6 protein-coding genes and 2 pseudogenes are annotated in these 15005 nt (G+C 34.6%); 2 read left to right on the top strand and 6 right to left on the bottom strand.

What is annotated here, in order from left to right; genetic code table 11:
• Positions 1 to 105 precede the first annotated feature (105 nt).
• The 5 genes and pseudogenes from OLM51_RS20345 to porU form a co-directional block, all read right to left on the bottom strand.
• Positions 106 to 1745, bottom strand: a pseudogene (locus tag OLM51_RS20345) (2-oxo acid dehydrogenase subunit E2).
• 4 nt (positions 1746 to 1749) lie between these two features.
• Positions 1750 to 2748, bottom strand: coding sequence for a pyruvate dehydrogenase (acetyl-transferring) E1 component subunit alpha (gene pdhA / locus OLM51_RS20340; protein WP_053472631.1), 999 nt, complete (start codon positions 2746 to 2748; stop codon positions 1750 to 1752).
• A 158-nt stretch (positions 2749 to 2906) separates the two neighbouring features.
• Complete coding sequence (gene cdd, locus OLM51_RS20335) at positions 2907 to 3389, bottom strand: cytidine deaminase (protein WP_264552389.1); 483 nt, start codon at positions 3387 to 3389, stop codon at positions 2907 to 2909.
• Between the two features lie 78 nt (positions 3390 to 3467).
• A complete protein-coding gene (gene porV, locus OLM51_RS20330) occupies positions 3468 to 4676 on the bottom strand; it encodes a type IX secretion system outer membrane channel protein PorV (protein ID WP_264552388.1) in 1209 nt (402 codons plus the stop codon).
• A 41-nt stretch (positions 4677 to 4717) separates the two neighbouring features.
• Positions 4718 to 8553: pseudogene (gene porU, locus OLM51_RS20325) on the bottom strand (type IX secretion system sortase PorU).
• A 213-nt stretch (positions 8554 to 8766) separates the two neighbouring features.
• On the opposite strand from porU, the gene gldJ reads away from it, so the two are divergent.
• Positions 8767 to 10452, top strand: a complete 1686-nt coding sequence (gene gldJ, locus OLM51_RS20320; RefSeq protein ID WP_264552387.1) for a gliding motility lipoprotein GldJ — start codon at positions 8767 to 8769, stop codon at positions 10450 to 10452.
• Between the two features lie 115 nt (positions 10453 to 10567).
• Positions 10568 to 11854, top strand: a complete 1287-nt coding sequence (locus tag OLM51_RS20315) for a UDP-N-acetylmuramoyl-tripeptide--D-alanyl-D-alanine ligase (protein ID WP_264552386.1) — start codon at positions 10568 to 10570, stop codon at positions 11852 to 11854.
• A 35-nt stretch (positions 11855 to 11889) separates the two neighbouring features.
• Here OLM51_RS20315 and OLM51_RS20310 read toward each other — a convergent pair whose 3' ends face one another.
• Positions 11890 to 14769 carry a triple tyrosine motif-containing protein gene (locus tag OLM51_RS20310; RefSeq protein ID WP_264552385.1) on the bottom strand — a complete coding sequence of 960 codons (2880 nt, stop codon included), beginning with the start codon at positions 14767 to 14769 and terminating at the stop codon, positions 11890 to 11892.
• Positions 14770 to 15005: the final 236 nt, after the last annotated feature.

Genomic DNA, 15005 nt, shown 5'->3' with positions numbered 1-15005 from the left:
GAATTTGAGGATGAAAATTAAACAAAAAATCCCGTTTTGAATAAACAAAACGGGATTTAATTATGAATAATAACCTTCGACTTCGCTCAGGCTGACAATTTGAAATTATGCCAACATTGTAACTGGGCTTTCGATGTATTGTTTTAAAGTTTGTAAGAATTGAGCGCCAGTTGCACCATCAATTGTTCTGTGGTCACAAGCTAATGATAACATCATTGTGTTTCCAACTACAATTTGACCGTTTTTAACTACTGGTTTCTCAACAATTGCACCTACAGAAAGGATTGCAGAGTTTGGCTGGTTGATAATTGAATTAAATTCAGTGATACCAAACATTCCAAGGTTAGAAACTGTAAATGTGCTTCCTTCCATTTCTTGTGGTCCTAATTTTTTGTTTTTAGCTCTTCCGGCAAGGTCTCTTACGCTTCCGCCAATTTGAGATAAACTCATAGCATCTGTAAATTTCAATACAGGAACTACTAATCCGTCTTCAACAGCTACAGCAACACCAATATTTACGTGGTGGTTGATGATGATAGCGTCTTCTTTCCAGGTAGAGTTAATTTTTGGATGTTTTTTCAATGCTAAAGCACAAGCTTTGATTACCATATCGTTGAAAGATACTTTTGTATCCGGAACGCTATTGATGGCAGCTCTTGCCTGCATTGCTTCATCCATGCTTACTTCGATTACTAAGTTGTAATGAGGAGCTGTAAATAAAGACTCTGCAAGACGCTTAGCAATGATTTTACGCATTTGAGAGTTTTTGATCTCTTCTGTAAACACTTCTCCGGCAGGAACAAAAACTTTTGGTGCAGCAGGAGCGGCAGTTTCAGTTTTTGGCGCAGCAGCAGTTGTAGTTGCAGCTGGTTGTTGTGCTTGTGCAGATGGAGTAAAGTTTTCGATATCGCTTTTTACGATACGTCCGTTTTCTCCAGATCCTTTAACTTGTGATAATTGGATTCCTTTGTCAGATGCAATTTTCTTAGCTAATGGAGAAGCTAAAACTCTTCCGTTTGAATTATCAGCTACAGTTTCTGTTGCTTTTTCAGCAGCAGGAGCAGCTTTGGTTTCTTGTGCAGGGGCGCTTGCAGTTGCAGCACCTCCGGCAGTAAAGTTATCGGCAATTCCTGAAATGTCAGTTCCTGCAGGTCCAATAATAGCTAATAAGCTATCAACAGGAGCAGTGCTTCCTTCCTGAATTCCGATGTATAATAATGTTCCGGCATTGAAAGACTCAAACTCCATAGTAGCTTTGTCTGTTTCAATTTCGGCTAAAATATCACCCTCAGCTACAGTATCGCCAACTTTTTTTAGCCAGCTTGCTACTGTACCTTCTGTCATTGTATCACTCAAACGAGGCATGGTTACAACAATAACACCTTTTGGTAATTCAGCTGCAGCTTTTGGAGCAGCAGTTTCTGTTTTTGCTTCTGCAGCAGGAGCATCCGCTTTGGTGCTTCGGCAGGAGCGTCACCACCAGCTAAAAGAGCAGAAATATCTTCTCCTTCTTTACCAATGATGGCCAATAATGAATCAACAGGAGCAGTTTCTCCAGCCTGAATTCCGATATGTAAAAGAGTTCCTTCGTTAAAAGATTCGAACTCCATCGTTGCTTTGTCTGTTTCAATTTCAGCAAGGATATCTCCTTCGCTGATTTTGTCGCCTACTTTTTTTAACCAAGTCGCTACCGTTCCTTCCGTCATAGTATCGCTCAAACGAGGCATTGTTACTTTAATCGCCATGATGTTATAGTTTATGAGGTGTAAATGGATAGTCTTCTTGTGCGTATACTACATCGTATAATTGCTGTAAGTCTGGATATGGAGATTCTTCAGCGAATTTTTGACATTCTTCAACCAAGTCTTTAACTCTTTGGTCAATTACTTCAATTTCTTCTTCTGTAGCATATTTTTGATCCAGGATTACATCAAGAACCTGAGTAATAGGGTCGATTTTTTTGTACTCTTCAACCTCTTCTTTTGAACGGTATAATTGTGCATCAGACATAGAATGTCCTCTGTATCGGTACGTTTTCATTTCAAGGAAAGTTGGTCCGTCTCCACGACGCGCTCTTTCGATCGCTTCGTGCATTGCTTCAGCAACTTTTACAGGGTTCATTCCGTCAACAGGTCCGCAAGGCATTTCATAACCTAAACCTAATTTCCAGATGTCAGTGTGGTTTGCGGTTCTTTCTACAGAAGTTCCCATTGCATAACCGTTGTTTTCAACGATAAATACAACTGGAAGTTTCCATAACATGGCCATATTGAAAGCTTCGTGAAGAGAACCTTGTCTAGCAGCACCATCACCAAAGTAAGTCATAGTAACACCGCCAGTGTTGAAATATTTATCAGCAAAAGCTAAACCAGCTCCAACTGGAATTTGTCCACCAACAATACCGTGACCTCCGTAAAAACGGTGTTCTTTAGAGAAAATGTGCATAGAACCTCCCATACCTTTAGAAGTTCCTGTAACTTTTCCTAAAAGTTCTGCCATTACATTTCTAGGGTCAACTCCCATACCAATTGGCTGAACGTGATTTCTGTAAGCAGTAATCATTTTATCTTTAGTCAGATCCATAGCGTGCAAAGCGCCCGCTAATACAGCTTCCTGACCATTATATAGGTGTAAAAAACCTCTAACTTTTTGTTGAATGTATAATGCTGCAAGTTTGTCTTCAAACTTTCTCCAAAGTAGCATGTCTTCGTACCACTTTAAATATACTTCTTTTGTAACTTCTTTCATCTGAATTCTTTCTTTTGCTAAAGTTTGTTTGTGTTATCAATTGTTGCCTATAACGCAAAATAGTTTCCTCCCACAAATTTGCGCCCGAAAGGTCGGGATGCAAAAATAAGACATTACATTTAAGAACTAAAATTTAAACGATACTTTTTGGCTTTTTTTTACAAGAACTTTTTGTCAAACATAAAAGGAAGCAAATTTTTTAGGGATGCCGATTTATAAACTTCACCAATTTCTCCCATAAAATAAATTTCGATAGGGGTGTCTTGTTTAATTTCGTATTCTGCAATTGACTGACGGCAAGAGCCACAAGGTGGAATTGGCGCTGTAGTCTGATTCGTGTCTGAAGCTGCAGTAATCGCTATTTTTAGTATTTTGGCTTCCGGATAAATACTTCCGGCATGAAAAATTGCTACGCGTTCTGCACATAATCCCGATGGATATGCTGCATTTTCCTGATTTGAACCTAAAATTATTTTGCCATTATCCAGTAATAAAGCGGCTCCAACTCTAAATTGAGAATAAGGTGCATATGCTTTTTTACGAATTTCAATAGCCTGCTGCATTAAATTTTGAATTTCTTCTGAGAGTTCTTCTATGCTGTTATATACATTAAAGGATGATGTAATGCTGATTTCTTTCATTGTTTTTAAGGGAAAAAAAATCCAAATTCCTAAAAAATTAGAAATTTGGATTGTTATATGTTTTTTTATTTGGTCTTTTTAATATTCTTCGTATTTGTCGCCAAAGTTAAACGTTAAAGAAAAACGAAGGGTGTTTTCTAACGGATTTTTAACTTTTGAAGTTGAGAATAAATAGGAAACGTCAACTTTTACGATATTGTACTTGAAACCAGCCCCTAAAGAAAAGAATTGTCTGGCTCCTTTTTGAGGGCTCTCGTGGAAATATCCTGCTCTTACTGAGAATGCATCCTGATAGGTGTATTCTCCGGCTAAACTATAGGTTACTTCTTTTAATTCTTCGCTAAATCCGCCTGGTGCATCTGTAAAAGATTTAAAAACTCCTTCTACCCAGCCGATATCATTGTATTTGTTGTAGCTAATTGTAGTGGCTTCTTCTTGTGTAATATCTTCCGGATCTGTAAAATCTCCGTCTCCGTTTGTGTCAACAGGTGTTCCTATTCCCGGAGGTGTTGGAACTAATAATTTTGTGAATTCAAGGCTAACACCAATTTTATTGTAGTCGTCTAAGATAAAGTCAAAGCCTCCACCTACTCGTAAATTAGCAGGTAAAAAATTGGAGCTTAAATCGTCATTGTCGTAGCTGATTTTTGGTCCTAAATTCTGAATATTAAAACCACCTCTCCATCTTCCGTTGAAGTCATTGTAAGCGATTTCTTCAGATTGATAAAAACCGGCAACGTCAACTGCAAATGATTTAGCAGCGGTAGCGTCTACATCTTCTGAGGCTACTTTTAAGTTAGAACGAATATATCTCGCTGCAACCGCCATAGAAAATGTTTCGCTTAATTTTAATGAATAAGATCCGTCCAGAGCAAACTCGTTTGGAGATACAATATTAGGAACTTCATTTGGATCTCCGGTTCTTCTTAACTCAATGTCTCCAAAACCAAAATAACGAAAACTTCCTGCGAAAGCACTTCGTTCGTTTATTTTGTTATAATACGTTAATTGACCAAGAGAAATATCATTTGCCAAATCTGTTAAATACGGAGTATAGCTGATTGAAAGACCTTGCTTGTCTATTGAGAATGCATATTTGGCAGGATTCCATTGCTGGGAGAAAACGTCTGCAGAAGTTGCGACACCCTGATCTGCTAAACCTGCAGCTCTCGCATCAGCTGCTACTAATAAAAATGGAACTCCGGTTGTGATTGGGCGCTCAATGTCTTGGGCTTTTGCGAAAGAAATAACTAGTAAACAAATTAATAAAAGTGATAATTTTTTCATTTTTGGGACTAATGGTATTTATGTTGCAAATATATATATTATTATAAGATGACAAGCTTTTCGTATTTTTCTGCTTTTTTATTTGTTAAATTTGATTTAACGGTGAGTTTATAAATGTAAACTCCTTTGCCTATCCGGTCCCAAAATCATCTCTTCCGTCCCATGTTATTTCTCTGGAAAGAAACCCTTCGGTGGTGATAATCTGATTTTTGGTCCAGACTACTTTTCCGGTAATAGTCATAACCTGTACCTGAACTTCTAAGGGTTCATAAGGTCTGTTGTGCGAAAACCAAAATTGTGTGTAAGTTGAAAACGGATTTGGATAGTTAAGAACGTGGGTTAAAGATAATGATTCGTCTCCAACAACAATAAATTGTATTTCACTTGTTACAGGATTGTTATAAACATCCCATGCTGTAAAGCTAATGGTATGTAATCCTGCTTTTAAATTTCTAAGCGGAAAACGCAAATTACCATTTGTATAATCGTCTAATTTTGTCTGATAATAATCGTTTAAAACGTACTGATTACTTACGTCTCCGTCTAATGTAGCAACGATATCATGCCCAATTCCGCTTGCTGTATTAATTCCGTTTTCGTCCTCAAGAAAGGCTAAAAGGAAAGGAGAATCATTTGTAATACCACCCGAAACAAATGTTTCATCGTTCATATATAACTTAACTTTTGGACTTATATTGTCCTGTGGTGCATTTTCATTTATACCTCCTATTTTTATAGTGGTATTAAAGCCGGATTGATTTTCTAAAGCCTGATTTTTCTTCGAATAAAAACTAATTCGTCCGTAATCAACGGGAATACGAATATCTCTGGGTACAACAAAGCTAAATTCAAAAAGACCGTTGGTTACAGAGGCATTTCCTCTAAAGATCGTTTCGCCTAAAGTTTTAAATGACATTGCAGGGCTATATCCATCATTATTTAATGTAGTAGCTGTGATTAATTTATCAAAGATTGCAGTTGCCAATTCACCGTTGTAATTGCTTAAAAGCGTGTTGTTTTCATCGGTAATTTCACCTGAGATTTTAATCTTTGAAAGGGATTTTAAATCCGGGATTGGTTGTGATATAACAACATCATTTACTTTTGTTAAATTAATTCTCGGTTTTGGAATGGCAAGCATTAATGCAGGATCTCCAATGTAAAAAATAACATTACTGGATGAGCTTGGGTTTTCGTTTTTTGAAATTCGAAGAGCTTCAGCAATAGTTGTGTATTGATTTGATCCGTAAGAAAGAAGGTTTTTGCTTAGATTATCGTTGAAGTTTTCGGCATTAAACTGACCAATGGCACGAATTGTTGTGAGCATTGATATAGCACCTCCTTTTGGATTCCAAAAAGTATATTCGCCGGCAGTTGGTCTTGTTGGGTCATCAAAACGGGAAAACTCACAGGTAATTGTAATGAATAATGGGTATTTAAATTGATTGTTTAAATTTTGTCCATCCGATTTTTCCCAAATTCGTTCGCTTGCTAAACCATCTTCTCCTCCGTGTCCCAGATAGTTAAAGACAAGAGCTCCTTTTTCAAAAGCATCAAAAAAGTCGCTTCTGGCTTTTGGGTATCTCGAGCCACCGGCTGATGCTTCTTGTGTATAGGAATCTAAAATTATTTTGTCAATATTGAAAAAAGGTTTTTGTGTCGCAATAACATCTGCAAGTGCATTTTGTCTTGATTGCAAAGAGGCATCAGAACTTTGATCAGAATCATCACTAACCAGGACAAAGTTGTTTCTCCAGTTTCCGTAAGATTTAATGTCGTGATATTCCAGAACTTTATTTACCATTTCTGCAGCTTGTGCACTGCTGGAAACCAGCATTCTTCCAACGGCAATGTCAATTCCTCCAAAAAAAGAAATTATATTTCCTTCATCTGGATCCATAAGCCCGTAAAAATCATCAGAAGCAAATGAAGATTCGCCAATTGTATTACTAATTAGGGAATGATATATAGGTACAATATTGGTGTTGTTTGAGATTCTGTCTTTGTAATCAAACGAGGCATCTCCAAATAAATTTACATACTTAATTCGTTTATCGGTCGAGGAAGCATTTTGATAGATGTATTTAATACAGTTTCTAATGGCTGAAATGTCTTGTTTTCCTGAAGAAAATTCCTGATAGATGCTTTCTGATGTGATTACTTTTACATTTAAATTGGAATGGCTGCGATGAAAAGCAGCTAATTTTTCGGCTTGTGAGATTAAAGATTTGGGTGTAATAATTACATAATCGATATCCTGAAAAGTATTTTGAGCGTTTTTGAAAAGTGTTCCTTTTAAGTTTTGATTAGTAACTTTTGGCAGACTTTCTTTTAAAGGAGTAAAATAATCTGAACCATCGAGAGCAATATATTTTCTAACTTCTCCTAATGCTGCCTTAAAGCTGAAAGTAGCCTGATTGTTGTTTTCGATTTTTGATACATTATATATATCCGTAATATCCCAGATCTGAGAAATTGCTGTTGCATTGCCAATTGTGTAATTTACAATTCCAGCAGTTGATCCCGCTAAATCATACTGGAATTTAAATTGTTTCCCAATACCAAGTAGTTTTCTTTTCGCAATTAAATTGATATAGTCCAGGTATCCTTTTGATCCCGGAACACCATTGTTATTATAGGTTAGTTTTATTTTTACACTTTCGGAGCCGGTAAATGTGGCATTTGCTGGTAGTTTTCCGGTGTAAAACTTAACGTCGGAACTTGAAACTAAAGCATTGAAAGAAATAGTTCCAATATTTTGTCCGTTTGCGCTTACTGCAAATGAAGTAGGGGTAAATGCAGCTGAAGCCGCAGTAACGGCTATTTTTACAGGTACAGAAGTATCCAGATTTGGAAATGTAAAGGCAAAATCCTGATCCTGATTTATGTCAAATGATTCTCCAAACCACTGACGTCCCAAATGTGCAATGTTGGTTTGGTCGATTTCGTGGTATTGATAGTCATCAAACGTGTTTAGCTCGAGAGTGCTATTGCCGGATGGTTGAATTATAGTAGAGATTCTTTTTCCTTCGTTGCCGGCATCAGTAATATAGTAGTAGGATTTTGTGTCAAATAGGTTAAGATTGGTCTGGCTTTCTGTGTTCCAGTTTTCAACTCCTTCGGCATAGAAAAGAATGTAATCTTCATTGTTGAAAACGCCGTCATTTTCTCCAATAACCTGGATTGCATTTTCTGTCAGGTCTTCCGGGTAGTATGTGCTATTTGCTAAAGGAAGCATTCTTCCGCCGTTTCCGTATATTTTAATCCTTTTTGGGTCTGTTTTTCCGGGATCAAACCCTAAACTTTGCAGAAAAGATCTGGAGATTTTATATACACCTGATTTTTCTACGTAGAAGCGATACCAATCTCCTGAGGCTAATACAGAGTTGACTATGGCATTTGATTTTTGTGTGGAAAAAGTGTTGCTGTTTTTTGATGTAGTATTGCTTGAGGAATAAGAAAAAGAACGAATTCTTTTGAAACCATTTCCGTCTTTAATAATAGGTGAAAGCGATAGAAAAATTTGTTTTTTATCTCTTGACGAGGCGATTTTTAACGTTTCATTTGGTTTTTCGGGAATATTTTCGGTTGTTAAATCGCCAAGATCATTAATAGAAATTGCTTCATAATTTACGTTGGAAATCTGAACCGAAGAGTTGGTTGAGTTGCCCGATTCGCTAACGTTTAAGAGTAATGTTATGCTTTTTTTAGTAGTATCATATCGAAAACTATTGCCCGAAAAGTAAGGAATGGTTGTTTTTAAATCACCATAAGTCATTTCTTTTTTGCTCTGCCAATCTACCGTGAAGCTGCCGTTTAACTGAGAAAACGAAAGAAATGGAATTAAAAAAAAACTTAATATTAAGGCTTGTTTCATTGGTAATGAAAATGAAATTATTTAAGAAATATTTTAGTAAGTAAAAATATAGTATTTCATGTTATAGTAAATAATAAAAAGTATATTTTTGCGTTCGTAACTATAGGTTATTTTCTGGTAAAAAACAGCTAAATAAAATTATTAGAACAGATGTTGCTAATTAAATGTTAATTATTATATTGCAGCACCTAAATTTATCACCTAAGAATGAGTATGAAAGTAAACAAAATTGTAGCCTTGCAATTAATGATGTCAATGGTATTGATGTTGGGCACGGCTAGTTGTAGCAAAAAATCGAGTTCCACTCACGCTTCTCGAGCGACTGGCTGGGATGTAGATAGTCAAAATGGAACGGCTGCTAGAAATGCAGGAAAAAAACAACAGGCTGGTCCTGGTTTAGTTTTTGTTGAAGGAGGTACATTTACAATGGGTAAAGTACAGGATGATGTTATGCACGATTGGAATAACACACCAACCCAACAACACGTTCAGTCATTCTATATGGATGAAACCGAAGTTACCAATGGTATGTACTTAGAATACCTGGAGTGGTTGAAAAAAGTTTTCCCTCCAACAGAAGAAAATTACAAAAACATTTACGAAGGAGCATCACCAGATACATTAGTTTGGAGAAATCGTTTAGGATATAATGAAACGATGACTAACAACTATTTGAGACATCCTTCTTATGCAAACTATCCTGTAGTTGGTGTAAACTGGATTCAGGCTGTTGAATTTAGTAAATGGAGAACTGACCGTGTGAACGAGGCAGTTTTAGAAAAAAACGGTTATCTTAAAAAAGGTGCTAAAACAAATGATGTAAGTGCTGAAAGTTTATTTAATACTGAAGCTTACGTTGCGTCTCCATCTACAACTTATGGAGGAAATGAAGAGTTAGTATTAAAGAAAAACCCTAACGGAAGAAGACCTAAAGCAGGAAAAGACGGTGTAGTTCCAGAAGAGAAAAATGTGTATGCACAACGTTCTTCAGGAGTTATCTTACCGGAATACAGACTTCCAACTGAAGCTGAGTGGGAGTATGCTGCCGCTGCTGATGTTGGACAAAGAGAATATAACATCTACAAAGGACAAAAGAAATATCCTTGGTCCGGAGATTATACTCGTTCGTCAAAACGTAAAAACAAAGGAGATCAATTGGCTAACTTTAAACAAGGAAACGGTGATTACGGTGGAATTGCGGGCTGGTCTGATGATGGAGCAGATATCACAAACTCTGTAAAAAGCTACGCACCAAACGATTTCGGATTATACGATATGGCTGGTAACGTTGCAGAATGGGTTGCCGATGTTTACAGACCTATTATTGATAACGAAGCAAATGATTTTAACTACTATAGAGGAAATCAATATGCTAAAAATAAAATTGGTAAAGACGGTAAAATTGAAATCGTTTCTACAGCTAACATTAAATACGATACTTTAAGCAACGGTAAAGTGATTGCAAGAAACCTTCCAGGTGAAATTGCTCAGATACCTGTTGATGAACAAGAAACATATTTAAGACAAAACTTTAGTCAAAGTGATAATATCAACTACAGAGATGGTGATAAACAATCTTCTAGATATTTTGACTTCGGAGATTCAGAGTCAGGTCCAAAAGCAGATCAGGCAATGTACAATTCTCCTAAACATAATGTTACAACTGACAGTTTAGGAAAAATGATCAGAAAATATGATAACTCTAGTAAACGTACAACTTTAATCGATGATAAAGTAAGAGTTTACAAAGGAGGTTCTTGGAGAGACAGAGCATATTGGTTAGATCCGGCTCAAAGAAGATATTTCCCTCAGGATATGGCAACTGATTACATTGGTTTCAGATGTGCAATGTCTAGAGTAGGTTCTAAAGCTGAAAAAAGAAAATCACCAAGGAACTAAGATTTAGAAATTTTAATAAAAAATTCCAAATTCCAAAAGCTGAATATTCAGTATGGAATTTGGAATTTTTTTATTCTTTTTTTTCTACTTTTATCACCTATAAAAAATTATATAAATGAGTATTCAGGACATTCATAGTTTATTTTTGCAATGTAATTCGCTTTCAATTGATACCAGAAAGATTGAAAAAGGATCAATGTTTTTTGCTATTAAAGGGGAGAATTTTGACGCTAATACTTTTGCTGAAGAAGCCTTGAAATTAGGTGCTTTGTTTGTTGTTATTGACAACGAATCGTATTTGATAGACGAAAGAACAATTTTGGTAAAAAACAGCTTAGAAACATTGCAGGAGCTTGCAAAATTTCACCGAAGCTATTTAAAGTTACCGATAATCGCTTTAACGGGCAGCAATGGAAAAACTACAACCAAAGAACTTATAAATGTTGTTTTGTCTAAAAAGTACAAAACCAAAGCCACAGTTGGTAATTTAAACAATCATATCGGAGTTCCGCTTACGTTGCTTTCTTTTACAAAAGAAACTGAAATTGGAATTGTAGAAATGGGAGCAAATCATAAAAAAGAAATTGAATTTTTATGTGAAATTGCCCAGCCGGATTTTGGTTATATCACCAACTTTGGAAAAGCGCATCTTGAAGGTTTTGGAGGTGTTCAGGGCGTGATTGAAGGGAAAAGTGAAATGTACCAGTATCTTGCAAAAAATGACAAAGTTGTCTTTGTTAATTTAGAAGATCCTATTCAGATAGATAAATCAAATGGAATTGAAAAGTTTACTTTTGGAGTAAATAATGCTACGGCAGATCTTAGCATTAAAAGCATTAACGCCAATCCTTTTGTTGTTATTGACTATAGTGATTTTGTTATTAAATCTCATTTAATAGGACTTTATAATGCAAATAATATAAATGCTGCAGTTTCTATAGGTACCTATTTTAAAGTTAATGACGAAGCCATAAAAGAGGCCATAGAAAACTATATTCCTGCTAATAACAGATCTCAGTTATTAAATAAAGGATCAAATCAAATTATACTAGATGCTTATAATGCTAATCCAAGCAGTATGGCTGTAGCAATTACTAATTTTCTTCAATTAGACAGTGAGAATAAAGTAATGATTTTAGGTGATATGTTTGAATTGGGAGAAGAAAGTCAACAAGAACATAAAGCTATAGTGGATTCTTTATCGAATCAGGAAGTATCTGTTTGTTATTTAATTGGAAAAGATTTCTATACTAATAAAATTGCAAAAAGTAATATTCAGTTTTTTGAAACTTTTGAAGCTTTTTCAGACTATCTTAAAACAATTCATTTTAATAACAATACAATTTTAATAAAAGGCTCCAGAGGAATGGCTCTCGAGCGAACGTTAGAATTTATTTCATAAAAAAATGCCATTCGGTTTATCGAATGGCATCTTTTTTAAATACTCATTAAGAAACCAATCAGGTTTTCTTTTTTATTTAACCCCAGTTTCTTTCTTAATCGGTATCTGGCCAGCTCAACTCCTCCGGTTGAAATATTCATGATCTCTGCAATTTCTTTTGTTGACATATTCATTAATAAATAAGTCGATAAATCAAGTTCACGAGGCGAAATTGTGGGGTATTTTTCTTTTAATCGTTTTAGGAACTCGAAATGCACATTTTTAATGTGTTTTTCCAAATCTTTCCAGCTTTTATCTGTATTGACTTCTTTTACTATGCTTTTATGTAATTTATTGAATTCAAATTTTGTTGAATCATCCAGAATGTTTGTGTCAATATCTTTAAGTTTAGTGATGATTCCGTTAAGAACTTTGTTTTTCTTTACAACCTGTAAAGAGTTATTTACTAGTTCTTTATCTTTTGATAAGATTTTTATTTGAAGTTTGTCATTTTTTAGTTTCTCGATCTCTTTTTCCAGTTCATGCTGTTCATGTCTGATTTTTGACTCTTTTTCAAGATATAATCTACGCTGCTCGATGGTTTCGTAGTATTTGTTTTTTCTGATTTTTAATTTAATTCTGTTTGATATCACATAAATTCCGGTAATGACTAAAATAAAATAAAGTAAATAAGCGAGAAAATGTCTGTACCATGGAGGTGAAATTGTAAATTGAATGCGATTAATACTGGATTCGATTCCATAACTGTTTCGCGATTTTAAATTCATAACATAAGTTCCTTCTCTCAGGTTTGTGTACTCCTTTATAGATACAGTAGACCAATTTCTCCAATTATCATCAAAAGGTTCCAGTTTGTAGGAGTACATTACGTTTTCCTGATTTTCATAAGTCGGAGACGAAAAGGTAAATTTTACATGGTTTGAGCTATAAGGAATTCTATATGCTTTTTGATTTTCAGACAGATTTCCAGTCAGAATGGTGTCTCCCGGAAATGAGAAACTGGCAATAAAAACCTTAGGCTTAGTAATAAACGTACTAGGTATTTTAGAGTCATAATGCGTAAGACCATCAGTTAATCCTATAAAAATATTTTTAGGATCTATGGTATTTACAGAAATGTAATTGTTTACCAGATTTCCGGTAAGGTTAGAAAATGGTGCTTGTTTTTTGGTATAAGAGCCATTTTTGTTTTTTGTTAAAACGCCCAGAGACTCATTAAAAGCATACCATAAATTCCCTTCTGAATCTTCAATTAATGTGTTTATGATTGGAATACTGGTAAATAAATTGCTTATTTTTTTGTCTTCAAAAAAGGTTTCCTGTTCTTTTGAAAATCTGAAAAAATGATTGTGAGTCTGAAAGTAGACTTTATTTTGTATGCTTTGCAGACTTCCTATTCCACGATATAAGGATGAAATCGATTGGTGTTTCTGGATCATATCAAATTTCTTTAAATCATCAGATAATTTCATTTGATACAGGCTTAAATCTTTCTTCAGCCACAAATAATTTTCATCCAGTTCTATAGAGAAAGTATTTGTTGTTTCATCAAATCCCTGAACTTGATTGGAATATTCATAGCCATCAGCTGATTTTTTAAAAACCGTAAAGCCGTTATAACTTTCTCCTATAATGTAATTTTCGTGATTTGGAATGCTTTTGAATCCGAAATAACCTTTTTTGTCTAGTATTTTGGATACTTTATTTTGATTAATAACTAATGCACCACTATTACTGGCGCAGATAAGTACATCATTTAAGACCTGAATATTCCAGGCTTGAGAAATGGTCCCCTCAACCCGGATAAACGGACTGTCTCTAAAAGGTTCGGTCCAGGAATGGTAAAACAACCCCTGATTGGTTGCTACATACAGATTACCTTTGTAAGTTGTTGAGGCATATACTGTACCTATATTATAGCTATAGTCAAAATAAGAAAAAGGAGCGTTTTCATTTATAAAAGTAATACCGTTATCAAGGCCTAACCAGACGTTGTTTTTATTGTCGACAAAAGAGGTTAGAATCGTATTGTTTTGAAGCCCTTTTTGACGATTAAGATGCTGAATTATTTTTCCGTTTAAATCACAGATAATAAATCCGTCCAGAACAGAGTTTAGGACAATAAATCTTCCTTTTATTAAGGAGCCTCCCAATGAGGTGTTTTTCTTTATAAAAGTATTCGCTTCCGTTTCCCATGGTTTGACCGTTTGATTATCATAAATAAAAAGCCCTTTTTCTAAAGTTGCTAAGAGCATTTTGTTATTTGGAAGCGGAAATACGGACCAAATCTCTTTGTCATTGAATACAGTTGTTCCTTTTATTGGAGCTAAACGACCATTCTTATATTCCAGAATCCCTAATGATTTGTCCTGAAAGTATAGGCGATTGTTTACCAAAAAGGAAAACTGAAATTTTTTAGGTGCATTTATTAAAGTAAGTTTATTGTTTTTGAAAATAAATGCCTTTGTGAAAGACTGAAAAATGATTTCTCCATTAAATATGTGTATTCTCCAGATTAAGTTAATATTCTGTTTGTCTTTTTTACTTATTAATTTAGACAATGAATAGTATTTTAAGGTTCCATTGTCGCTGCTCTTAAAGTATCCAAATTCATTATTACCACCAACAAATATTTTTCCTGCAGAATCAATTTTTAAACTCCTGATTTCTGTTTTGGTAGGAAGTGAATATTTATACCAGCTTGAACCGTCAAATTGTATTAAACCACTATTGTTGGCAAAATACATATTACCCTTTTTATCCTGATCTATGCTCCAGTTTTGAGTGCCTCCTTTGTATTCTGATCTTTTATAGTTCTTAATGGCAGGCAATCCAATATTTTTCACCTGACCGGAAATGTTGTTTTGTAAGAAAATAATTGCTATTATAGTTAGGATTGTATTTATGAATTTCATAAAAATTAGAATGTATTTTTATTAGAAATGTTTTAAAAAGCGATTTGTTTTTTGATTTATTATTTACAATGTTCTGATTTCGTGGAGTTATTTTGAAAATACATCGAAATAGTAATTATTTTATAAATGTAGTGTTTATTTTTTTACTTAACATTTTTATAACAATAAAATATTTTTTATAAATGATTGGTTTTTAAATAATTAAAAATATTTTGATGTGTTTTTGTAGCGTAATA

This window comes from Flavobacterium sp. N2038, assembly GCF_025947185.1.
Classification (GTDB): Bacteria; Bacteroidota; Bacteroidia; order Flavobacteriales; family Flavobacteriaceae; genus Flavobacterium.
This window is presented reverse-complemented; position numbering and strand designations above follow the sequence as displayed.

Coding starts and splice junctions, on each gene's coding strand:
- OLM51_RS20315 (WP_264552386.1), top strand. CDS start 10,568: ATGAGTATTCAGGACATTCATAGTTTATTTTTGCAATGTAATTCGCTT.
- gldJ (WP_264552387.1), top strand. CDS start 8,767: ATGAAAGTAAACAAAATTGTAGCCTTGCAATTAATGATGTCAATGGTA.
- cdd (WP_264552389.1), bottom strand. CDS start 3,389: ATGAAAGAAATCAGCATTACATCATCCTTTAATGTATATAACAGCATA.
- OLM51_RS20310 (WP_264552385.1), bottom strand. CDS start 14,769: ATGAAATTCATAAATACAATCCTAACTATAATAGCAATTATTTTCTTA.
- porV (WP_264552388.1), bottom strand. CDS start 4,676: ATGAAAAAATTATCACTTTTATTAATTTGTTTACTAGTTATTTCTTTC.
- pdhA (WP_053472631.1), bottom strand. CDS start 2,748: ATGAAAGAAGTTACAAAAGAAGTATATTTAAAGTGGTACGAAGACATG.